The 22,156-nt window shown below is 65.0% G+C and carries 22 protein-coding genes and 1 other RNA gene; 14 read left to right on the top strand and 9 right to left on the bottom strand.

What is annotated here, in order from left to right; translation table 11 throughout:
• Positions 1 to 39: 39 nt before the first annotated feature.
• The 3 genes from ubiD to FQ664_RS25185 all read left to right on the top strand — a co-directional run bounded on the left by ubiD (position 40) and on the right by FQ664_RS25185 (position 3,371).
• Positions 40 to 1,506: a 4-hydroxy-3-polyprenylbenzoate decarboxylase gene (gene ubiD, locus FQ664_RS25195; protein ID WP_144175690.1), complete on the top strand. Its 1,467-nt coding sequence runs from the start codon at positions 40 to 42 to the stop codon at positions 1,504 to 1,506.
• Positions 1,506 to 2,474, top strand: a complete 969-nt coding sequence (locus FQ664_RS25190; RefSeq protein WP_144175688.1) for a CDP-6-deoxy-delta-3,4-glucoseen reductase — start codon at positions 1,506 to 1,508, stop codon at positions 2,472 to 2,474. The genes ubiD and FQ664_RS25190 overlap by 1 nt, the downstream gene beginning before the upstream one ends.
• Positions 2,475 to 2,720: 246 nt before the next feature.
• Positions 2,721 to 3,371: a gamma-glutamylcyclotransferase gene (locus tag FQ664_RS25185; RefSeq protein ID WP_025341060.1), complete on the top strand. Its 651-nt coding sequence runs from the start codon at positions 2,721 to 2,723 to the stop codon at positions 3,369 to 3,371.
• A 115-nt stretch (positions 3,372 to 3,486) separates the two neighbouring features.
• On the opposite strand, the gene FQ664_RS25180 is transcribed toward FQ664_RS25185, so the two are convergent.
• On the bottom strand, positions 3,487 to 4,464 hold the full coding sequence (locus tag FQ664_RS25180; protein ID WP_144175687.1) for an NADPH:quinone oxidoreductase family protein: 978 nt from the start codon (positions 4,462 to 4,464) through the stop codon (positions 3,487 to 3,489).
• A gap of 169 nt (positions 4,465 to 4,633) precedes the next feature.
• On the opposite strand from FQ664_RS25180, the gene FQ664_RS25175 reads away from it, so the two are divergent.
• Together FQ664_RS25175 and FQ664_RS25170 are read left to right on the top strand one after the other, a co-directional pair.
• On the top strand, positions 4,634 to 5,038 hold the full coding sequence (locus FQ664_RS25175) for a flagellar basal body-associated protein FliL (RefSeq protein ID WP_144175686.1): 405 nt from the start codon (positions 4,634 to 4,636) through the stop codon (positions 5,036 to 5,038).
• A 163-nt stretch (positions 5,039 to 5,201) separates the two neighbouring features.
• A complete protein-coding gene (locus FQ664_RS25170) occupies positions 5,202 to 5,636 on the top strand; it encodes a type II toxin-antitoxin system PemK/MazF family toxin (protein ID WP_230385073.1) in 435 nt (144 codons plus the stop codon).
• A 159-nt stretch (positions 5,637 to 5,795) separates the two neighbouring features.
• Here the strand turns inward: FQ664_RS25170 and FQ664_RS25165 are convergent, their stop codons facing one another.
• From FQ664_RS25165 to FQ664_RS25145, 4 genes are all read right to left on the bottom strand, one after another.
• Positions 5,796 to 6,908 (bottom strand): ABC transporter permease, encoded by a 1,113-nt coding sequence (locus tag FQ664_RS25165; RefSeq protein ID WP_144175685.1) that lies wholly within the window; start codon positions 6,906 to 6,908, stop codon positions 5,796 to 5,798.
• Position 6,909: 1 nt separating this feature from the next.
• Positions 6,910 to 9,630 (bottom strand): ribosome-associated ATPase/putative transporter RbbA, encoded by a 2,721-nt coding sequence (rbbA, locus tag FQ664_RS25160; RefSeq protein WP_144175684.1) that lies wholly within the window; start codon positions 9,628 to 9,630, stop codon positions 6,910 to 6,912.
• The gene (locus FQ664_RS25155) at positions 9,627 to 10,586 is read right to left on the bottom strand and encodes an HlyD family secretion protein (protein ID WP_144175683.1); all 960 of its coding nucleotides are present in this window, start codon (positions 10,584 to 10,586) and stop codon (positions 9,627 to 9,629) included. The genes rbbA and FQ664_RS25155 overlap by 4 nt, the downstream gene beginning before the upstream one ends.
• A gap of 248 nt (positions 10,587 to 10,834) precedes the next feature.
• Positions 10,835 to 11,284 carry an EVE domain-containing protein gene (locus FQ664_RS25145; RefSeq protein ID WP_144175681.1) on the bottom strand — a complete coding sequence of 150 codons (450 nt, stop codon included), beginning with the start codon at positions 11,282 to 11,284 and terminating at the stop codon, positions 10,835 to 10,837.
• A gap of 178 nt (positions 11,285 to 11,462) precedes the next feature.
• Here FQ664_RS25145 and FQ664_RS27325 point away from each other — a divergent pair, with 178 nt between their 5' ends.
• A complete protein-coding gene (locus FQ664_RS27325) occupies positions 11,463 to 11,615 on the top strand; it encodes a hypothetical protein (protein ID WP_178091050.1) in 153 nt (50 codons plus the stop codon).
• A 19-nt stretch (positions 11,616 to 11,634) separates the two neighbouring features.
• Here the strand turns inward: FQ664_RS27325 and FQ664_RS25140 are convergent, their stop codons facing one another.
• The 4 genes from FQ664_RS25140 to FQ664_RS25125 form a co-directional block, all read right to left on the bottom strand.
• Positions 11,635 to 12,243: a 5-formyltetrahydrofolate cyclo-ligase gene (locus tag FQ664_RS25140; RefSeq protein WP_144175679.1), complete on the bottom strand. Its 609-nt coding sequence runs from the start codon at positions 12,241 to 12,243 to the stop codon at positions 11,635 to 11,637.
• A gap of 81 nt (positions 12,244 to 12,324) precedes the next feature.
• Positions 12,325 to 12,504, bottom strand: a non-coding RNA gene (ssrS, locus tag FQ664_RS25135) — 6S RNA.
• 17 nt (positions 12,505 to 12,521) lie between these two features.
• Entirely contained in the window at positions 12,522 to 12,842 is a 321-nt protein-coding gene (locus tag FQ664_RS25130) for a cell division protein ZapA (protein WP_087499831.1), read from the bottom strand.
• Positions 12,839 to 13,021, bottom strand: coding sequence for a TIGR02449 family protein (locus FQ664_RS25125; RefSeq protein ID WP_029886233.1), 183 nt, complete (start codon positions 13,019 to 13,021; stop codon positions 12,839 to 12,841). The genes FQ664_RS25130 and FQ664_RS25125 overlap by 4 nt, the downstream gene beginning before the upstream one ends.
• A 181-nt stretch (positions 13,022 to 13,202) precedes the next feature.
• Between FQ664_RS25125 and FQ664_RS25120 the strand changes: the two genes are divergently transcribed.
• From FQ664_RS25120 to gcvT, 8 genes are all read left to right on the top strand, one after another.
• Positions 13,203 to 13,757: a YecA/YgfB family protein gene (locus tag FQ664_RS25120; protein ID WP_144175678.1), complete on the top strand. Its 555-nt coding sequence runs from the start codon at positions 13,203 to 13,205 to the stop codon at positions 13,755 to 13,757.
• Positions 13,758 to 13,777: 20 nt separating this feature from the next.
• Positions 13,778 to 15,112 (top strand): Xaa-Pro aminopeptidase, encoded by a 1,335-nt coding sequence (pepP, locus tag FQ664_RS25115; RefSeq protein WP_144175677.1) that lies wholly within the window; start codon positions 13,778 to 13,780, stop codon positions 15,110 to 15,112.
• Entirely contained in the window at positions 15,109 to 16,308 is a 1,200-nt protein-coding gene (ubiH, locus tag FQ664_RS25110; protein WP_144175676.1) for a 2-octaprenyl-6-methoxyphenyl hydroxylase, read from the top strand. Before pepP ends, ubiH begins: the two co-directional genes overlap by 4 nt.
• A complete protein-coding gene (locus tag FQ664_RS25105) occupies positions 16,305 to 16,790 on the top strand; it encodes a DUF4442 domain-containing protein (RefSeq protein ID WP_063912164.1) in 486 nt (161 codons plus the stop codon). The genes ubiH and FQ664_RS25105 overlap by 4 nt, the downstream gene beginning before the upstream one ends.
• A gap of 9 nt (positions 16,791 to 16,799) precedes the next feature.
• On the top strand, positions 16,800 to 18,017 hold the full coding sequence (locus FQ664_RS25100) for a 2-octaprenyl-3-methyl-6-methoxy-1,4-benzoquinol hydroxylase (protein WP_178091049.1): 1,218 nt from the start codon (positions 16,800 to 16,802) through the stop codon (positions 18,015 to 18,017).
• Between the two features lie 121 nt (positions 18,018 to 18,138).
• Positions 18,139 to 19,140: an extracellular solute-binding protein gene (locus FQ664_RS25095; RefSeq protein ID WP_144175674.1), complete on the top strand. Its 1,002-nt coding sequence runs from the start codon at positions 18,139 to 18,141 to the stop codon at positions 19,138 to 19,140.
• A gap of 160 nt (positions 19,141 to 19,300) precedes the next feature.
• Positions 19,301 to 20,923, top strand: a complete 1,623-nt coding sequence (locus tag FQ664_RS25090) for an ABC transporter permease (RefSeq protein ID WP_144175673.1) — start codon at positions 19,301 to 19,303, stop codon at positions 20,921 to 20,923.
• A gap of 125 nt (positions 20,924 to 21,048) precedes the next feature.
• Complete coding sequence (gene gcvT, locus FQ664_RS25085) at positions 21,049 to 22,131, top strand: glycine cleavage system aminomethyltransferase GcvT (RefSeq protein WP_144175672.1); 1,083 nt, start codon at positions 21,049 to 21,051, stop codon at positions 22,129 to 22,131.
• Positions 22,132 to 22,156 lie beyond the last annotated feature (25 nt).

Below are 22,156 nucleotides of genomic sequence, written 5' to 3'. Positions count from 1 at the left end.
CTGCACCCCCGACCGATACGGCCAACACGAGGCTTTTGCATGCAGTATCGCGACTTGCGCGACTTCATCCGTGGCCTGGAACAGCGCGGCGAGCTCAAGCGCATCCAGGTACCGATCTCCCCCGTCCTGGAAATGACCGAGGTCTGCGACCGCACCCTGCGTGCCAAGGGCCCGGCATTGCTGTTCGAGAAGCCGACCGGCTTCGACATCCCGGTGCTGGGCAACCTGTTCGGCACCCCGGAGCGCGTGGCCATGGGCATGGGCGCCGAGTCGGTCGATGAACTGCGGGAAATCGGCAAGCTGCTGGCCTTCCTCAAGGAGCCCGAGCCGCCGAAAGGCCTGAAGGATGCCTGGTCCAAGCTGCCGATCTTCAAGAAAGTCGTGTCGATGGCACCGAAAGTGGTCAAGGACGCGGTGTGCCAGGAAGTGCTGGTCGAGGGGGACGATGTCGACCTCGGCGCACTGCCGATCCAGCACTGCTGGCCAGGCGACGTGGCGCCGCTGATCACCTGGGGCCTCACCGTCACCCGCGGCCCGAACAAGGACCGCCAGAACCTGGGTATCTACCGCCAGCAGGTGATCGGCCGCAACAAGGTCATCATGCGCTGGCTCAGCCACCGTGGCGGCGCCCTGGACTACCGCGAGTGGTGCGAGAAGAACCCTGGCCAGCCGTTCCCGGTCGCCGTGGCCCTTGGCGCTGACCCGGCCACCATCCTCGGCGCCGTGACCCCGGTGCCGGACACCCTCTCCGAGTACGCCTTCGCTGGCCTGCTGCGCGGCAACCGCACCGAACTGGTCAAGTGCCGGGGCAGCAACCTGCAGGTACCGGCCACCGCCGAAATCATCCTGGAAGGCGTGATCCACCCGGGCGAAATGGCCCCGGAAGGCCCATACGGCGACCACACCGGCTACTACAACGAAGTGGACAGCTTCCCGGTGTTCACCGTCGAGCGCATCACCCACCGGCAAAAACCGATCTACCACAGCACCTACACCGGCCGCCCGCCAGATGAACCGGCGATCCTCGGTGTGGCGCTGAACGAAGTGTTCGTGCCGATCCTGCAGAAGCAGTTCCCGGAAATCGTCGACTTCTACCTGCCGCCGGAAGGCTGCTCGTACCGCATGGCGGTGGTGACCATGAAGAAGCAGTACCCGGGCCACGCCAAGCGCGTGATGTTGGGTGTATGGTCGTTCCTGCGACAGTTCATGTACACCAAGTTCGTTATTGTCACCGATGACGATATCAATGCCCGCGACTGGAACGATGTGATCTGGGCCATCACCACGCGCATGGACCCCAAGCGTGATACGGTGATGATCGACAACACCCCGATCGACTACCTGGACTTCGCGTCGCCGGTATCCGGGCTGGGGTCGAAGATGGGCCTGGACGCCACGCACAAGTGGCCGGGCGAGACTACACGCGAATGGGGACGGGTCATCGTCAAGGACGAATCCGTCACCCGCCGTATCGATGAGCTGTGGGATCAGTTGGGAATAGATTGATGCAGGTAACGTTGCAGCCGTCCGGGGCGGTGCTGGCGCTCGAACCCGGGGAACGGATCCTGGATGGAGCGCGGCGGCTGGGCTATGACTGCCCGAACAGCTGCCGCAATGGCAATTGCCATGTCTGCGCCGCGTTGTTGGTCGAAGGCCGGGTACGCCAGGACGGCGAAGTCCGCGACCATGGCGAGCTGTTCACCTGCATTGCCGAACCGCTGGAGGACTGCGTGTTGCTCTGGGATGGCGTGCTCGCCTTGGGCGAGCTGCCGGTGCGCAAACTGGCGTGCAGTGTCAGTGAGTGCGTCGAGGTCGGTGGCGACGTCTGGCGCGTGCGTTTGCGCGCGCCGGCCGGCAAGCCGCCGCGCTACCACGCCGGGCAGTACCTGATGATCGAGCGCGAGGGCGGCAAGCAGGCGGCATTTTCGCTGGCTTCCGCGCCCCATGCTGGGCGCGAGCTGGAGCTGCATGTGCTGGCGCGCGAGCCCAGTGCGCTGCAACTTGTCGAGCAGCTCAAGCGTGACGGCCTGGCACGCATCGAGATGCCGTTCGGCGACACCCACCTGGCCGAGCTGCCCGACGGGCCGCTGGTGCTGATCGCTGCCGGCACGGGCATGGGCCAGATGCATAGCCTGGTCGAGCATTGCCGGGCCCAAGGCTTCAAGCACCCGGTACACCTGTACTGGGGCGTGCGCCGGCCCGAGGACTTCTACCAGATCGAACACTGGGACGAATGGCAGCGTCTGCCCAACCTGTTCCTGCACCGGGTGGTCAGCGACCTGTGCGGCTGGGAAGGCCGATGCGGCATGCTACATGAGGCGGTCTGCGAGGACATTGCCGACCTCAACAGCGTGCATGTGTATGCCAGCGGCTCGCCGAACATGATCTATGCCACCCTCGACGCGCTGGTCGAGGCTGGCATGGATGCGCACCGCATGCGTGCGGATGTGTTTGCCTACGCACCACGCGGTTAATAACTGAAGTTTCAAAGTCGAGGTATAAGGCGGTAATTGTTACCGCCTTGGCTAATAACTTTCACAGTTGCCGAAACAGTACTTTCCAGTCGTCGGGAGCGCGGATGAAACTCTGGCGCGAGGGCTTGAGTATTCCTGCATTTCTGTCCTATGGTTACTGCAAGCGCCCTTGGTACAGAGGCATCGGGCCGCAGGGTAATCGAATCTCGCTACATCCGTAGTTCACAGGGATAATGGCGGCAGCTTATGTCGGCACTTGAAAGTATGTCCTGGGAAGTTTCATATCCACCGACACTCGACTTCGGTCAGCAACATACTCGCGAACAGTTGTTCAACTCCATGAAGACCACCATGTCTCGCCATCAGGGTGGGCCGGTGTGGTTGTTCGCCTATGGTTCGTTGATCTGGCGGCCGGAGTGCAACTCGGTGGAGCGCCAACGGGCGCGGGTACATGGTTACCACCGCGGCTTGTACCTGTGGTCGCACGAACACCGCGGCACCCCGGAAACCCCCGGCCTGGTGTTCGGTCTGGACCGTGGTGGCTCCTGCAGTGGCTTTGCCTATCGGCTGGATGAGAGCAGCCTGGACGAATCGCTGATGGCCCTGTGGCAGCGCGAGATGCCGTACCCGGCGTACCGACCGCACTGGCTCAGTTGCCGGTTGGGTGATGGCAGCAAGGTGCAGGCCCTGGGCTTCGTGCTGGAGCGGCATTTGCCGTGCTATGCCGGGAACCTGCCGGACACCTTGCTTAGCCAGATCCTGGCCAGTGCCAAAGGGCGCTATGGCACCACCCGCGATTATGTCGAGCAGACCTTGAATGCCTTGCGCAGCCATCAGATGCCCGATCGCAACCTGGAGGCGCGGTTCAGGCGCTGCCATAACCTGCGCGAAGTGTGAACAGCCCGCACCGGCCTCTTCGCGGGTAAACCCGCTCCCACAGGGATCGCGCAATGCCTGAGGGCAGCGCTGTACCTGTGGGAGCGGGTTCACCCGCGAAGAGGCCGGAACTGTCTTACCTGGCCAGCACCACCAACTTACCCACAGCCTGGCGCTGCCCCAGCCTCTCAATGGCAGCCCCGGCCTCAGCCAGTGGATAAGTCTGCGACACCAGCGGCTTCAACTTGCCTTCGGCATGCCAGGCAAACAGCTGCCGGAAGTTGGCCGCGTTGTCTTCCGGCTGGCGCTGGGCAAACGCCCCCCAGAACACCCCCACCACCGCCGCGCCCTTGAGCAACACCAGGTTGGCCGCCAACTGCGGGATGGTCCCACTGGCAAAACCCACCACCAGCAACCGGCCATTCCAGGCCAGCCCGCGCACCGCCTGCTCGAACAGCTCGCCGCCCACCGGGTCGTAGATCACGTCCACCCCCTGGCCGCCGGTCAGGCGCTTGATCTCGTCACGCAGGCTGGCCTGGCTATAGTCGATCAGTTCGTCCGCCCCGGCCGCCTTGGCCACGGCCAGTTTTTCCGCACTGCTGGCGGCCGCGATCACCCGCGCGCCCATGGCCTTGCCGATCTCCACCGCCGCCAGGCCGACCCCGCCGGATGCCCCCAGTACCAGCAGGGTCTCGCCCGCCTGCAACTGGCCGCGCTGGCGCAGAGCGTGCATGGAGGTGCCGTAGGTCATGCCGAACGCTGCAGCGCTGGTGAAGTCCATGCTCGCCGGGATCGGCTGCACGTTGTAGAACGGCACTGCCACCTGCTCGGCGAATGCACCCCAGCCAGTCAGCGCCATGACCCGGTCGCCGATCTTGAAGGTGCCGGCTTTTTCGCCGACTGCGGCTACCACGCCCGCCGCCTCGCAGCCCGGTGAGAACGGCAACGGTGGCTGGAACTGGTACTTGCCTTCGATGATCAGGGTGTCGGGGAAGTTGACCCCGGCGGCCTGCACATCCAGCAGAATCTCGTTTTTCTTTGGCACCGGGCTAGTCACCTCTTCCAGCACCAGGTCGCGTGCCGGGCCCAGGGTTTTGCACAACACAGCTTTCATCGGGGCTATTCCTTTGCGGGTCGTGGCCGATAAGTGTAGGAGGGCCGTCTGCCCGGTCAACGAGCATGGCCCGCCCTGATGTGCGGGCATAAGTGGCGGCACAAGCCCGGGCTTGGGTTTGAGCGGCATGCTGGGTAAGCTGGCACCAACTGTATTGAGGAGCGAATTCGTGAAAGCGTGGATCTTGATGGTGCTGGCGCTGCTGCTGCCGGCTGCGGCCATGGCCGAGGAAGCCAAGGAAGGGGCGCCCAAGGTCGCCTACATCAGCCTGAGCCCGCCCTTTGTCGGCAACTATGCCCTCGACGGGAGCCCGCGGCTGCGCGTGTACAAGGCCGACGTGGCGCTGCGTGTGACCGGCGACGAAGCCGCGAAGGCGGTGAAGCACCACGAGCCGCTGATCCGTAACCAGCTGGTGGCGCTGTTCACCCAACAGTCGGTGGACAGCATGAGCAATGTCGAAGCCAAGGAGCATCTTCGCCAGGACGCGCTGAAACAGGTGCAGCAGGTGATGGAAGCCGAAGAGGGCAAGCCTATCGTTGAAGACCTGCTGTTCAACAACCTGATCGTGCAGTGACCTGAAGCACTGTGAGGTCGATTGCTGGTGAGCTGGATTGAAGTCAGGCTTACCACGGTTGTAGGACCTTTCCGTCTTTCCTGTAAGCCCGCCAGTTTTCGGTTTCTGAAGCCAAGGCCAAGCTAAATTGTGCCTTGTCTTCAGTTGCTTGAGAGTGTTGGCAATGCCTTTGAAGTACCAGCCGAAAGAGGCGACTGTACTGATGTGCGACTTTTCAGGCTTTCAAGTGCCTGAAATGATCAAGGTGCGCCCCGTTGTCGTTCTTCGCAAGCACAGTCAAAACCGTCAGTTGGTGACGATAATCCCGCTGAGTACCACCGCACCGGATCACATGACAAGGCATCACGTTGTGCTGCCGAGCTATCTGCCTGGCCCGGCCCTGACATGCTGGGCCAAGTGCGACATGATCTACACGGTAGCTACCTCCAGACTGGACAGATGTCGGGTCAGGTCGCGGCAGGGCGGTGGTCGGGAATACATCACCTTTACAATGCGCCCAGAGCATTTCGCCGCCGTGAGGGCTGCTGTTGGCTTTACGCTGGGTTTCACACATCCAGCAACAGTGCAGTCTGTTGGCAATGTAACGCTCGATACGTGATAATGAGCCTGTTCCCGTAAGGGGCTTGCAAGACTCTGCGGATCCTGGTTCAACCAGCAATTACAGAGCCGGGCAGGTGTATGGCGATGACAAGCCGACCTGTCTGTGAGTAGGGCGCCGAAAGGCGCCCTTTGTCTTTGTGCTAGATCCCAATTTGGATCAGGACGCCAGGCTTCGGCGAAACCGCGCCAGCGCCACACCGAAGAACACTAGCCCGATCACGGCCAGTGCCAGGATGTCCGGCCACACCACCGTCCACCCGGCATCACGGAACAGGATTGCGGCGCCAAGGCTGACGAAGTGCGTCGACGGCGACCCCTGCATCACCCACTGCAGCCACTGCGGCATGCTGTCCAGCGGCGTGCTGCCGCCAGACAGCAACAGCATCGGGATGATCACCGGAATCGCCAGCAGGCCGAACTGCGGCGTCGAGCGCGCCAGGGTGGCGAGGAAGATGCCCAGTGCGGTACTGGCGAACAGGTACAGCCCGGTCACGGCCAGGAACAGCCCCATCGAGCCGGACAGTGGCACGCCCAGCGCACCCTCGACCACCACCACCAGCGAAATCCAGGTGCAGATCACCACCACCAGCGCGTTGCTGGCGATTTTCGCCAGCATGATTTCCAGCGCGGTCAGCGGCAGCACCAGCAGGTGGTCGAGAGTGCCGTGTTCGCGCTCGCGCAGCAGCGCGGTGCCGGTGAGGATGATCGCCAGGATGGTGATGTTGTTGACGATCTGGATAACCGCCAGGAACCAGCCACCCTCAAGGTTGGGGTTGAACAGGGCCTTGGCGTTGATTTCCACCGGGCTCTGCGTGTTGCTGCGCTGGCTGTAGTCGAGCAGCTCGCGTTCGAAGATGCGGCCGATGTAGCCGGCACCCATGAACGCCTGGCTCATGGCCGTGGCGTCGACGTTGATCTGCAGCTCTGGCGAGCGCCCGGCCAGCAGGTCGCTCTGGAAATTCACTGGCACGTTGATCACGAAGGTGTACTGGCCGCTGTCCATGGCCTGGTCCAGGCGCTGCGGGGCCAGCGGCACGGCGGGCTGGAACTCGGGCGGTTGCAGGGCTTCGCCGAGCTTGCGCGAGAGCAGGCTGTGGTCTTCGTCCACCATCGCGACGCTGGCGTTGTGCACGCCGATCACCGAGCCGGCCGCCGGCATGTAGATGGCCACGCTGAAGGCATACAGCAGGAACAACAGCAGCACGCTGTCATGGCGCAGGCTGGTCAGCTCTTTCAGGCCCAGGCGCAGGGTGTGGTTCAGGCGCGACATCTCAGGCCTCCTGCTTCTTCAGCATGGCCAGGCTCAGGCCGGTGAACACGGCAAAGAAGCTCAGCAGGATCAGGCACTGCGGCCACAGTTCGCGCAGGCCCAATGCCTTGGTGAAGGTGCCGACCGCGATGTCGAGGAAGTAGCCCGCCGGGAACAGCTGGCCCATCACCGCCGCCGCGCCGTCCAGCGACGAGCGTGGCACGATCAGCCCGGAGAACTGGATGGTCGGCAGGCTGGTGATGATCATGGTGCCGAGGATGGCGGCGATCTGGGTGCGGGTGAAGGCCGAGATCAGCAGGCCCAGGCTGGTGGTCGCCAGCAGGTAGGCGACGCCGCCACAGGCCAGGGCCAGCACGCTGCCCTTGAGCGGCACGGCGAACAGCCAGCGGTTCATCGCCACCAGCAGCGCCAGGTTGACCAGGCTCACGACCAGATAGGGCATCTGCTTGCCGAGCAGGAACTCTAGGCGGGTGAGGGGTGTGGCGTAGAAGTTGGTGATGGAGCCGAGCTCTTTCTCGCGGACGATGCCCAGCGCGGTGAGCATGGCCGGGATGAAGGCCAGGATCAACGCCATCACCCCCGGGCCGATGGCGTTCACGCTGACTACGTCCTGGTTGTAGCGAAAACGCGTTTCCAGGCGCACCAGGTCCTGGCGCGGCTGCGGCTGTGGGCTGGCCTTGGCCAGTTGCTCGAGGTTGGCCTGGTGCACCGCTTCCACGTAGTTGCGGCTGGTTTCCGCGCGGAACGGCATGCCGCCGTCGAGCCAGGCGGCCACCACCGGTTGGCGCCCGGCGTACAGGTCGCGGCCAAAGCCGGGCGGAATTTCCAGTGCCAGTTTGATTTCCGAGCGCTGCAGGCGCTGGTGCATTTCGCGAGTATCGCGGATGGGCGCCTGTTCGGCGAAATAGCGTGAACCACGGAAGGCTTCGAGGTAGGCCCGGCTTTGCGGGCTCTGGTCCTGGTCGTGCACGGCGAAGGCAAGGTTTTCCACATCCAGGGAAATGCCATAGCCGAAGATCACCATCATGAACATCGCCCCCAGCAGGGCGAAGGCCAGGCGCACCTTGTCGCGCAGCAACTCCTTGCCCTCACGACTGGCCACCGCCAGCAGACGACGCAGGCTGAAACCCCGGCGCAGCGCCGGCGCAGGTGTGGTGGCCTGCTCCAGCACGGCGTTGTCGGTGGCTTGTGGCGCCAGTTCCTGGGCTTGCTCCAGACAGCGCACGAACGCGTCTTCCAGGGTGTTGCCCTGGTACTGGCGTTGCAGGGCATCCGGCGTGTCGCAGGCCAGCACCCGGCCGGCATGCATCAGCGAGATACGGTCGCAGCGCTGGGCTTCGTTCATGAAGTGGGTGGAGAGGAAAATGGTCACGCCCTGCTCGCGTGAGAGCTCCACCAGCAGCCGCCAGAAATCGTCACGGGCAGCCGGGTCGACGCCGGAGGTGGGTTCGTCGAGGATCAGCACTTCCGGGTGGTGCAGCACCGCTACCGCCAGTGACAGGCGCTGGCGCAGGCCGAGGGGCAGGGCGCCGGACGGCTGGTCGGCGATGGCGCTGAGGTCGAAGCGCTCGATCAGCTCGTCGATACGCTGGGCGCTCTCGACCTTGGGCAGGTCGAACAGGCGGGCATGCAGGGCCAGGTTCTGCCGGGTGCTGAGTTCGCCATACAGCGAAAAACTTTGCGACATGAAACCGACCCGCTTGCGCGTGGCCAGGTCGCTGGCATCCACCGGGCGACCGAGCAGGCTGGCGCTGCCCTCGCTGGCCGGCATCAGGCCGGTGAGCACTTTCATGGTGGTGGTCTTGCCACAGCCGTTAGAGCCGAGGAAGCCGAAGATCTCCCCGCGGCCAATGGCGAAACTGACCTTGTTCACTGCAGTGAAATCGCCAAAACGCAGGGTCAGGTCGTGGGCCTCGATGGCGACCGGGCTGTCAGTGGCCGGGCGCGGCGGGATGATGAGCGGAGGGTGTTTAGCCTTGCCCGCGCCCTGGTAGTGGGTGAAGGCGTCGTCCAGCTTGCCACTGGCGGTGACTGCGGCCAGTTCATGGCTGGGGCCCGCGGCCAGCAGGCGGCCGCCATCGAGCATCAGGCAATGCTCGAATTGTTCGGCTTCCTCCATGTAGGCGGTGGCCACCAGCAGGGTCAATTGCGGGCGTTGCCCGCGCACCTGTTCGACCAGCTCCCAGAAGCGCCGCCGCGACAGCGGGTCGACGCCGGTGGTCGGTTCGTCGAGGATCAGCAGGTCCGGCTCGTGGATCAGTGCGCAGCACAGGCCCAGCTTCTGCTTCATGCCGCCCGACAGCTTGCCCGCCGGGCGCTCGGCAAAGCGCTGCAGGTCGGTGGCCTGCAGCAGGTTGGCCATGCGCTGTTCGCACTCACGGCGGCCGAGGCCGAACAGGGTGGCGAAAAAGCGGATGTTCTCGCGGATCGACAGCTCCGGATAAAGGTTGTTGCCCAATCCCTGCGGCATGAAGGCTACTTTCGGGTACAGCGCCGCACGATGGCGCCGCTGGCGGATCGAACCGCCCAGCACCTGCAGTTCGCCCTGTTGCAGACGCTTGACGCCGGCGATCAGCCCCAGCAGGGTCGATTTGCCAGCCCCGTCAGGGCCGATCAGCGCGCAGCGGGTGCCCGCCGGCAGGCTGAAGCCAAGGGGGTGCAGGGCTACCAGGTCGCCATAGCGGTGACTGATGCCCTCGGCCAGCAGTGCCGGGGCGTTCATTGCAGGTTGGCCGGCCAGTCCACCTCAGCCGTGCGTACATAGCCGGCGCCTGGCATGCCCGGCTTGGCCTGCGGCACGGCGCCCGGGTCGCTCAGGCGCAGCTTGACCCGGAACACCAGCTTCTGCCGCTCGTCGCGGGTTTCCACCTGCTTGGGGGTGAACTGGGCCTTGGCCGCGACAAAGGCCACCTTCGCCGGCAGCGCCCGCTCGGGCAGGGCATCGAGCACGATTCGCGCCTGGTCGCCGACGGTCAGCCGGCCGCTGGTGGAGGCCGGCAGGTAAAGGTTCATGTACTGGTCACTGGGGTCGATCAGCATCAGCACGCGGCCGCCGGCACCCAGCACTTCACCGGGTTCGGCCAGGCGCAGCTGGATGATGCCGTCGATTGGTGCGCGCAGGCTGCTGTCGTCGATTTCGCTGGTGAGCTGCGCCACCTGGGCCTCGGCGGCGCCGATGGCGGCCTTGATCGCCGCCAGTTGGGCGCGGGCGGCGACCACGGCGGCGTTGGCCGTGTCGAAGCGCGCCTGCTGTTGGTCGAGCAATTGCTGGCTGGCATATTTGCGCTGGAAGATCTCGCGCACGCGCTTGAGCTCCTGGCTGGCCAGCAGCAGCTCGCTTTGGCGCAGCTGTACGCTGGCCTGGGCGGCGGCGTAGTTTTCCCGGGCGCGCAGCACTTCGGCTTCGGCCTGGTTGCGCTGGGCTTCCATGGTGCGGGTGTCGATACGCGCCAACAGCTGGCCGCGAGTGACCTTGTCACCTTCGTCGACCAGCACTTCGGCCAGGCGGCCGGGGATCTTGCTGGCGATCTGCACTTCGGTGGCTTCGAGGCGACCGTTGCCCATGCTCAGGCCTTCGGGCAACTGGTCGTGAAGCGACTTCCAGTATCCCAGCCCACCGGCTGCTGCGAGTAGGGCGATCAGCGCGGTGGCGAAGATCCTGGGGGCATATCGGTTCATCGTTCTGCATCCTTGCGGTCATGCACACTGCATCATGGCTTGCGGCCACGCGCGGCGTGTTGATATCGGTCAAAGTCTTTATGCGGTGCCTGTGGGAGCGGCCTTGTGTCGCGAAAGGGCCGCAACGCGGCCCCAGGATTTTCGCGCCCCTGCATAAATTTCTGGGGCTGCTTCGCAACCCTTTCGCGACGCAAGGCCGCTCCCACAAGTACCGAGTAACTGTGCAAAGACTGACCTTAGGCGCAGTTTCAGCGCAAAGCGACAATCACTGCCCACTGCTCTGGCGTCACCGGCATCACCGACAGGCGGCTGCCCTTTTGCACCAGCGGCAATTCGGCCAGGCCAGCCTGCTGTTTCAACCAGCCCAGCTCCAGCACCCGTGGCAGGGTTTGCACATGGGCCACATCCACCGCGCTCCACGGGTTCTTGTCGGTCGTGGCCTTGGCATCGTAGTAGTGGCTTTGCGGGTCCAGCGCGGTCGGGTCCGGGTAGGCCGCACGGGTGATTCTGGCAATGCCGGCGATACCCGGTTGCGGGCAGCTGGAGTGGTAGAAGAAGAACTCGTCACCAACGCTCATGGCCCGCAGGAAATTGCGTGCCTGGTAGTTGCGCACGCCGTCCCAGCGCGCTTCGCCGAGGCGGCTGAGGGCTTCGATGGAGAGCTCGTCGGGCTCGGATTTCATCAGCCAGTAGGCCATGGATGCTGCTCCTGAAAAGCTTTGAAATAACCTGATGCACGAAACCGACAGCCGGTTGGCGTCAAGGTTTGCGTGCAGACGCAGGTTGTCGGAAAATGCGCCCCGTTTAAAGTGCGATGCTCCGGCGATACCCAGAAAATTGCCGAGCCTGAACAGTTTGCCTGGGGGGCAATCTCCGATGAATCAACGTAACAAGCCGGATCTGTTGTGGATCCTGGTGTTCATTTTCGGCCTGGGTGTGGTCACTACCGGTTATGCGCAAGGGTTCTGGGAGCGCAAGCTGGACAACGCCTATCAGATGCCGGTCGACGCCGGCCAGCCGCAACGTTGATGCCCCCTGCCGGCGCCGCTCAACGCGGCGCCGGGTACCAGCCACGGTCCGAGACCGTCCCCTGCAGCGGTACATCCCAACTGGCCTGGGCCAGTCGCTCGACCTTCTGGCATTCATGTGCCAGCCCCAACAGCAACGGCTTTTTCCAGGTTTGCCGACGCGCCTGGTAGGCCAGGCTGCGATCATAGAAACCACCGCCCATTCCCAGGCGCCCGCCCACTTCGTCGAAACCGACCAACGGTAGCAGGATCAGGTCCAGCGACCAGATCGGGCGCTGGCGTTTGCGCTCGGTGACCGGCTCCGGAATGCGAAAACGGTTGGGCTTGAGCTTTTCACCCTGCTCGAAGCGCTGGAACACCATGCGCGTGCGCGGCCAGGCGTGCAGTACCGGCAGGTAGGTGCGCTTGCCGCGGCGCTGGGCTTCGCGCAGGAGCAGGTAAGGGTCGATTTCGCCGTCGTTGGGCAGGTACAGGGCAATGTGCCGGGCGCGGCGGAACAGCGGGTGCTGTGCCAGCTGGCGGTACAGGCCAAGGGCGGCCTGGCGTTGCTGGGCTGGGGTGAGGGCGCGGCGGGCATTGCGGAGCAGGCGGCGAAGCTGGGGGCGGGTAAGCGGCGCGGTGTCGGTCATGGCACGGGCGATCCCTGATGTGCTGGCCGGCGTGGGCGGCCAAAACGAATTGCCCGCCGGAAGGGGCGGGCAAGAGAATTCAGGCTCCCCGACAAGACCGCTATCGGTGTAGCCCTTGAACCCGAAAGTTCAAGGTGGAGATTGCAGGGGGCGTTAAGGCTTTCCGTCGGGCGGACATGCACACCGGCCCCAGCGTGCAACCCCCGTGGTTGTGCGTATCGGCTCAGGGACATAACCGACTGGCGCATCCCCCAGGGAGTGGCGCCAGTATACCAATCTCAGCCGATTTTGGTATCCGCGTCGTCGGACAATGCCTGATCGACCCGTTCCAGCAGATCGCGCACCTGTTCGCGGGTGGTGCCGCCTGCCGGGGCAGCGTTGCGGTCTTCCTGGCGGTGCAGCATTTCGTGGGTGATGTTCAACGCCGCCATGACCGCGATGCGGTCGGCGCCGATCACCTTGCCGCTGCTGCGGATCTCGCGCATCTTGCCGTCCAGGTAGCGCGCGGCGCTGACCAGGTTGTTGCGCTCTTCCGGCGGGCAGATGATCGAATATTCCTTGTCGAGGATCTGCACGGTGACGCTATTGCTTGAACTCATGAGTCTTGCTCCAGAGCCTTGAGGCGTAAAATCATCGACTCGACCTTGCGCTTGGCGATCTCGTTCTTTTCGATGAGGTGGGCGCGCTCTTCGCGCCAGGATTTTTCCTGAGCTACTAGGAGTGCATTTTGCCGTTTTAGTTGCTCGACACGTTCAATCAGCAACTCGAATCGGCTCATCAGTGCCTGCAGGTCGTTCTCTTGCGTGGGTTGCACTCGATTCGCTCCGTCGTTGAGTCACCTGGCGATGATGCCTCTCCCTGGGCGGCGACGGCCAGTGCCGATGGTCTTGGCGCGCCTGCCGGTGCTAGGATACAAGGTCTCCATTCTAGTCATTGCGCCGTCTGGCGCCTAGCTGCCCATGCCCAATACCCAATCGCCCTACATCGCCTTCGCCATGCTGCTGTCCAGCAATGGCCATCCTGTCACCCCGGCCGAACTGCACGGCCTGTTGATCGGCCGCAGCTGCGCCGGTGCCGGTTTCGACGCCGACGGCTGGCTGGCCGATGCCGCCCAGTTGCTGGAAACCGAGCCCGCTGACACCGTGCGCAATGCCTTGATCGGCCTGCAGGAAATGGTCAAAGGTGAGCTGACCAGCGACGACATGGCGATCGTCCTGCTGCTGCCTTCCGACGACGCCGCCCTGAGCGACCGCGCCACCGCGCTGGGCCAGTGGTGCCAGGGCTTCATTACCGGTTTCGGCCTGAATGCCGGTGGCAAGGACCTGTCCGACGAGGCCAAGGAAGTGCTGCAGGACCTGGTGGCCATTTCCCAGGTTCAGGAAGCCCTCGAAGAGTCCGAGGATGGCGAGAGCGACTACATGGAAGTCACGGAATACCTGCGCGTGGCACCCCTGCTGCTGTTCTCCGAGCTGGCCAAGCCGGCCGCCCCCGCGCCCAAGCCATCGCTGCACTGATCAACCGGGGTAGTCTGCCCATGAGCCACATTCCCAAGGCCGAGTATGCCCGTCGGCGCAAGGCGCTGATGGCGCAGATGGTCCCCAATAGCATCGCCATCCTGCCCGCCGCCGCGGTTGCCATCCGCAACCGCGACGTCGAGCATGTGTACCGCCAGGACAGCGACTTCCAGTACCTCAGCGGGTTCCCCGAACCGGAGGCGGTGATTGCGCTGATCCCGGGGCGCGAGCATGGCGAATACGTGCTGTTCTGCCGTGAACGCAACCCCGAACGCGAGCTGTGGGATGGTCTGCGGGCCGGCCAGGAAGGCGCGGTGCGCGATTTCGGCGCCGACGATGCCTTCCCCATCACCGACATCGACGAGATCCTGCCGGGCCTGATTGAAGGCCGTGAGCGGGTGTACAGCGCCATGGGCAGCAACCCCGAGTTCGACCGCCGGCTGATGGACTGGATCAACGTGATCCGCTCCAAGGCCCGCCTGGGTGCCCAGCCGCCGAACGAGTTCGTTGCGCTGGATCATCTGCTGCACGACATGCGCCTGTATAAATCGGCGGCGGAAGTGAAGGTGATGCGCACTGCCGCAGACATCTCGGCGCGGGCCCACGTGCGGGCCATGCAGGCCTGCCGGGCCGGGTTGCACGAGTACAGCCTGGAAGCCGAGCTGGACTACGAGTTCCGCAAGGGCGGGGCGAAGATGCCGGCCTACGGCTCGATCGTCGCGGCCGGGCGCAATGGCTGCATCCTGCACTATCAGCAGAACGACGCCCCGCTCAAGGATGGCGACCTGGTGTTGATCGATGCCGGCTGCGAGATCGACTGCTACGCCAGCGACATCACCCGTACCTTCCCGGTCAGCGGGCGGTTTTCGCCCGAGCAGAAGGCCATCTACGAGCTGGTGCTCAAGGCCCAGGCCGCGGCGTTTGCCGAAATCGCCCCCGGTAAGCACTGGAACCACGCCCATGAGGCGACCGTGCGGGTCATCACCGAGGGCCTGGTGGAGCTGGGCCTGCTGACCGGCGAGGTGCAGGCGCTGATCGACAGCGAGGCCTATCGTGCCTTCTACATGCATCGTGCCGGGCACTGGCTGGGCATGGATGTGCACGATGTGGGCGAGTACAAGGTGGGCGGCGAGTGGCGGGTGCTTGAGCCCGGCATGGCGCTGACCGTCGAACCGGGCATCTACATAGGCGCCGACAATCAGGCCGTGGCGAAGAAATGGCGCGGCATTGGTGTAAGGATCGAGGACGACGTGGTGGTGACCAGGCAAGGCTGTGAAATCCTGACTTCGGGCGTGCCGCGCACGGTCGCCGAGATCGAGGCGCTGATGCAGGCCGCCCGCAAGGACGCCGCATGAATCGGGTAAACCTGGCGATCATCGGTGGCGGCCTGGTGGGCGCGAGTCTCGCCCTGGCCCTGCAGGCCGGGGCCAAGGCGCGAGGCTGGAAGATTCTGCTGATCGAGCCGTTCGCCCCCGGTGACAGCTTCCAGCCCAGCTACGATGCGCGTTCGTCAGCACTGTCGTTCGGTACCCGGCAGATCTACCAGCAGTTGGGCCTGTGGCAGGCCATTAGCCACCGCGCCGAGCCGATCCGGCAGATTCACGTGTCCGATCGCGGCCGCTTCGGCGCCACCCGTCTGGATGCCCTGGAAGAGGGTGTACCGGCGCTTGGCTATGTGGTGGAAAACGCCTGGCTGGGCCAATGCCTGTGGCAGGGGCTGGACAGCGAGGTGGTGAGCTGGCGCTGCCCGGCGGAAGTGACCGCGATGCAGGCCATCGAAGGCGGCTATCGCCTGCAGCTGAACGACGATACCCGGCTGGAATGCGACCTGGCGGTACTGGCCGACGGTGGCCGCTCCGGCCTGCGCGAGCAGTTGGGCATCCACGTGCGCCACACGCCTTACCAACAGAGCGCATTGATCGCCAATATCACCCCGGGCGAGGCCCACGGCGGCCAGGCCTTCGAGCGTTTCACCGAAGCAGGCCCCATGGCCCTGCTGCCGCTGCCGGATAACCGCTGCGCGCTGGTCTGGACCCGCCAGGGCATGGACGCGCGGCGCCTGGCCGACATCGACGAGCGCAATTTCCTGCGCGAATTGCAGGGCGTGTTCGGCTACCGCCTGGGCGCCTTGCGCCAGGTGGGCGCGCGGCACCTCTACCCACTGGCGCTGATCGAGGCTCAGGAGCAGGTGCGGCCGCATCTGGTGGTGCTGGGCAACGCCGCGCACAGTCTGCACCCCATTGCCGGCCAGGGCTTCAACCTGTCGCTGCGTGACGTGCAGGCGCTGGCCGAGGCGCTGCTGGCCGGCCCGCAGCAGCCTGGCGACCTGACCACATTGCAGGCCTACCACCAGCGCCAGCGCCTGGACCAGGCCATGACCATCGGCTTTTCCGACCAGGTCACCCGCCTGTTCGGCAGTAGCCAGCCATTGCTGGCCGCCGGGCGCAACCTCGGCCTGCTCGGGCTCGACCTGTTGCCACCGGCGAAAAGCTGGTTCGCCCGCCAGGCCATGGGCCTGGGCACTCGCCCCGATCCGCGAGGTCAGTCATGAGTGACGACGCGCGCAGGCTGGCGCGCCGGGCGCGCCTGTTGCGCTGGCGGCTGAACCTGTTCCCGCCGCACCTCGGCGCTGGTATCCGCGTGCAGCACATCAGCCCCGACCTGCGCAGCGTCAAGGTGGCGATGAAGCTGACCCGCTGGAACCGCAATTATGTCGGCACCCAGTGCGGCGGCAGCTTGTACGGGATGGTCGACCCGTTCTACATGCTGCTGCTGATCGAGCAACTGGGGCGTGACTATATCGTCTGGGACAAGGCCGCCAGCATCGATTTCATTTCGCCGGGCAAAGGCCCGGTGTATGCCGAACTCCACGTCGATGACGCGCTGCTGGACGAAATCCGCCAGCAGACCGCCACCGGCAAGAAGTGCCTGCCGCGTTTGCAGGTCGATATCCGCGACGGCGCCGGCGAGCTGGTGGCGCGGGTCGATAAAACCCTATATGTGCGGCTCAAGCCGCAAGCGAGGCTGGCGTAAGGCATGGAAATGCGCGCAGATCTGTTGATTGTCGGTGCCGGTATGGTCGGTAGCGCCCTGGCCCTGGCATTACGCCACAGTGGCTTGCAAATCCTCTTGCTCGACGGTGGCCCGCTGACGGTCAAACCGTTCGATGCCCAGGCCCCGTTCGAGCCGCGGGTCAGCGCGCTGTCGGCGGCCAGCCAGCGCATCCTCGAGCGCCTTGGCGCCTGGGATGGCATTGCCCAGCGGCGTGCCACGCCCTACTCGGACATGCAGGTATGGGATGGCAGTGGCACCGGGCAGATTCACTTCTCGGCTGCCAGCGTGCATGCCCAGGTGCTCGGCCATATCGTCGAGAACCGGGTGGTGCAGGACGGCCTGCTGGAGCGCCTGCATGACAGCGATATCGGCCTGCTGCCCAACGCGCGGCTCGAACAGCTGCGCCGCTCCGGCGACGAGTGGCTGCTGACCCTCGCCGATGGCCGCCAGCTGCGTGCGCCGCTGGTGATCGCGGCTGACGGAGCCAACTCGGCGGTGCGGCGCCTGGCCGGTTGCGAAACCCGTGAGTGGGATTACCTGCACCATGCCATCGTCACCAGCGTGCGTTGCAGCGCCGGGCACCAGGCCACGGCCTGGCAGCGCTTTACCGATGAAGGGCCATTGGCGTTCCTGCCGTTGAGCCGCGATGGCCAGCAAGACTGGTGCTCGATCGTTTGGTCGACCACCCCGGAGCATGCCGAGCAGTTGATGGCACTGGATGAAACGGCCTTCCTGAAAGCCCTGGAGCGGGCTTTCGAGGGGCGCCTGGGTGATGTGCTGCAGGCCGACCCGCGGCTGTGCGTGCCGCTGCGCCAGCGCCACGCCAAGCGCTATGTGGATGAAGGCCTGGCATTGATCGGCGATGCTGCGCACACCATTCACCCGCTGGCCGGGCAGGGCGTGAACCTGGGCTTCCTCGATGCTGCGGTGCTGGCCGAGGTGCTGGTCAACGCCTGCGAGCGTGGCGAGCGGCTGGCGGATGTGAAGGTGCTGAGCCGTTACGAGCGGCGGCGCATGCCGCACAACCTGGCGCTGATGGCGGCGATGGAAGGGTTCGAGCGGTTGTTCCAGGCCAACCCGTTGCCGTTGCGCTGGTTGCGTAACAGCGGGTTGAAGCTGGTGGAGCAGATGCCGGAGGCCAAGGCGATGTTTGTGCGGCAGGCGCTGGGTTTGACCGGTGACCTGCCCGATCTCGCCAAGGCTTGAGACTGCCTGGGCCGCATCGACCTCAAGCCCTCTGCAACATCCGGTAACGCCTATGTAGATGAGTCGGAAAATGGGATTCACTACCATTTGCGCCTCTCATACGATCCGAGGAGTGCTTTCCATGTTGTCACGCAAGCCCCTACTGGCCGCCCTGGCCCTGACCCTGTTCGGCGGCACCGCCCAGGCGGCGGACGAAGTGGTGGTGTACTCCTCGCGCATCGACGAGCTGATCAAGCCGGTGTTCGATGCCTATACCGCCAAGACCGGGGTCAAGATCAAGTTCATCACCGACAAGGAAGCCCCACTGATGCAGCGCATCAAGGCTGAGGGCGACAACGGTGTGGCCGACCTGCTGCTGACCGTCGATGCCGGCAACCTGTGGCAGGCCGAGCAGATGGGCATCCTGCAGCCGATCAAGTCCGACATCATCGACCAGAACATCCCGCCACAGTACCGCGCCTCGTCCCACGACTGGACCGGTCTGAGCCTGCGCGCCCGCACCATCATCTACTCCACCGAGCGGGTCAAGCCGCAAGAGCTGAGCACCTACGAAGCCCTGGCCGACAAGCAGTGGGAAGGCCGCCTGTGCCTGCGCACGGCGAAGAAGGTGTACAACCAGTCGCTGACCGCCACCCTGATCGAGACCCACGGCGAGGCGAAGACCGAGCAGATCGTCAAAGGCTGGGTCAACAACCTGTCCACCGACGTGTTCTCCGACGACAACGCGGTGATCCAGGCCATCGAGGCCGGTCAGTGCGACGTGGGGGTGGTCAACACCTACTACTACGGCCGCCTGCATAACCAGAACCCGAAACTGCCGGTGAAGATCTTCTGGCCCAACCAGGGCGACCGTGGTGTGCACGTTAACCTGTCGGGCATCGGCCTGACCAAGCATGCGCCACATCCGGAGGCAGCGAAGAAGCTGGTGGAATGGATGACCGGTGAAGAGGCGCAGAAGCTGTTCGCCGACATCAACCAGGAGTTCCCGGCCAACCCGAAGGTCAAGCCATCGGACGAAGTGGCGGCGTGGGGCAGCTTCAAGGCTGACAGCATTCCGGTGGAAATCGCCGGCAAGCGCCAAGCTGAAGCGATTCGCCTGATGGATCGGGCTGGCTGGAACTAAGCGCCAGGCTTTATCCTTCCGGGGCCTTTCAGGGCCTCTTCGCGGGTGAACCCGCTCCCACAGGAACTGCACAGGATTCAAGTACTGTGCGGTCCCTGTGGCAGCGGGTTCACCGGCGAACGACCGCGCAGCGGTCGCCATCGCAATCGAGAACCAAGCCTTGCCCCACACCCCCCAACGTCGCTGGTACCTCCCGGTCTCCCTGATCGCCGCCCTGGTGCTGCTGCCCCTGAGCGTGTTGCTGCTGTCCTGGCAATCGATCGACCTGCAGATCTGGTCGCACCTGCTCGACACCCAGATGAGCCGCCTGCTGGGCAATACCCTGACCCTGGTGGCGGGCGTGGGCATCGGCGTCACCGTGTTGGGCGTCAGCCTGGCCTGGCTAACCAGCCTATGCGAGTTCCCCGGCCGGCGCTGGCTGGACTGGGCGCTGATGCTACCGTTCGCCATCCCTGCCTACGTGCTGGCGTTCGTCTTCGTCGGCCTGCTCGACTTTGCCGGCCCGGTACAAAGTGCCCTGCGCGAGGTGTTCGGGCCGATGCGCCTGCCGCGGGTGCGCTCCACCGGCGGGGTGATCGTCGTCCTGGTGCTGGTGTTCTACCCCTATGTCTACCTGCTGGCGCGCACAGCCTTCCTGGCCCAGGGCAAGGGCCTGATGGAGGCGGCGCGGGTGCTGGGGCTGTCCCCGCTGCAAGCGTTCTGGCGCGTGGCCCTGCCCATGGCACGGCCGGCGATCGGTGCCGGTATTGCCCTGGCCCTGATGGAAACCCTGGCCGACTTCGGCGCGGTGGCGGTGTTCAACTTCGACACCTTCACCACGGCGATCTACAAGACCTGGTACGGCTTCTTCAGCCTGTCCAGCGCGGCCCAGCTGGCCAGCCTGTTGCTGCTGGCGGTGATGCTGGTGCTGTATGGCGAGCGCCGGGCTCGGGGGGCCAGCCGCAGCGGCAACGAGCGGCCGCGCGGGCAGGCGCTGTACCACCTGCGCGGGGTCAAGGCATTGCTGGCCAGTGGCTGGTGCCTGCTGGTGTTCGCCTGTGCCTTCGTCATCCCGCTGCTGCAACTGCTGGCGTGGTTCTGGCAGCGCGGCCGACATGACCTGGACGAGCGCTATGTCGGCCTGGTGCTGCACACCCTGTACCTGGGCGGCATGGCGGCGCTGGTCACGGTGTGCGTGGCGTTGCTGCTGGCCTTCGCCCGGCGTCAGGCGCCGACGGGCGGCATCCGTGCCGGGGTAGGCCTGGCCAACCTGGGCTATGCCTTGCCTGGCTCGGTGCTGGCGGTGTCGATCATGCTGGCCTTCAGTTACCTCGACAATCACCTGGTCATCCCGCTGTCGAGCTGGCTGGGTGGTGCCGGCAAGCCGCTGCTGCTGGGCAGCCTGGCCGCCTTGCTGCTGGCCTACCTGGTGCGCTTCATCGCGGTGGCCTACGGGCCGCTGGAGAGCAGCCTGGAGCGTATCCGTCCGTCACTGCCCGAGGCATCCCGTAGCCTGGGCGTCGGTGGTGCGGGATTGTTTTTCAAGGTGTATCTGCCGCTGCTGGTGCCTGGTGCGCTTAGCGCCGCTCTGCTGGTGTTCGTCGACGTGCTCAAGGAAATGCCGGCCACCTTGCTGATGCGCCCGTTCGGCTGGGACACCCTTGCTGTACGGGTGTTCGAGATGACCAGCGAGGGTGAGTGGGCGCGTGCATCGCTGCCGGCACTGACTCTGGTGCTGGTGGGCTTGCTGCCGGTCATCGGCCTGATCCGCCGTTCGGCACGGCGACCCGGTCACAGACACTGAGGGTGCCAGCCCGCGCCCTTGCGGCTACAATGCGCGGCACTCGCGCGGCGGGGCCTACACAAGAAGAGCTGACCACCTAACGTCATCGACCGCCGCCGCTTCGCCACGCCCGGAAGGAGAAACCCATGGGACAGCGCACGCTTTTGTATGACCTGCACCTGGCGCTGGGCGCCAAGACGGTCGATTTCGGTGGCTGGGACATGCCCCTGCACTATGGCTCGCAGGTCGAGGAGCACCATCAGGTGCGCAGCGATTGCGGGGTGTTCGATGTTTCCCACATGACCGTGATCGATGTCGATGGCAGCGACGCCACTGCCTGGTTGCAGCGCCTGCTGGCCAACGACGTGGCCCGCCTCGACGACACCGGCAAGGCGCTGTACAGCCCGCTGCTGCAGGCGCAGGGCGGGGTGATCGACGACCTGATCGTCTACCGCACGGAACACGGCTATCGCCTGGTCACCAACGCCGCTACCCGCGCCAAGGTGCTCGATTGGCTACAGCAGCAGCGTGACGGTTTTGCCGTGGACTTCCGGGTCCGTCCCGACCTGGCCATCCTTGCCATCCAGGGCCCGCATGCCCGAGAAAAGGTTGCGGCCCTGCTCAGCCCGGCGCGCGCCGCGCTGATCCGCAAACTGCGCCCGTTCGAAGGCGTTGCCGAAGGCGACTGGTTCATTGCCCGCACCGGTTATACCGGTGAAGACGGCCTGGAGATCATGCTCCCGGGCGAGCAGGCCGTGGCCTTCTTCAACGACCTGGTCGGTGCCGGCATCGCCCCCAGCGGCCTGGGTGCCCGCGATACCCTGCGCCTGGAAGCCGGCATGAACCTGTACGGTCAGGACATCGACGAAAGCCACACCCCGCTCACTTCCAACCTGGGCTGGAGCATCGCCTGGGAACCGGCCGAGCGCGACTTCATCGGCCGCGCCGGGTTGCTGGCGGAAATCGAGAACGGCGTGCAGGAAAAACTGGTAGGCCTGGTGCTGGAAGAGCGCGGCGTGCTGCGTGCCCATCAGGTGGTGCGTGTAGCCGGGATTGGCGAAGGAGAGATCACCAGTGGTAGTTTCTCGCCTACGCTGAGCAAGTCCATTGCCCTTGCTCGCGTGCCCATGGCCACCGGCGACCGGGCCGAGGTGGAAATCCGCGGCAAGTGGTACCCGGTGCGGGTGGTCAAACCGACCTTCGTGCGCCACGGCAAGATCCTGATCTGAACAATTTTTAACCGGCGGGCCTACC

The organism is Pseudomonas persica, from assembly GCF_900291015.1.
Classification (GTDB): Bacteria; Pseudomonadota; Gammaproteobacteria; order Pseudomonadales; family Pseudomonadaceae; genus Aquipseudomonas.
Note: the sequence above shows the minus strand (reverse complement) of the source record. Positions and strands in the feature narration are given on the sequence as shown.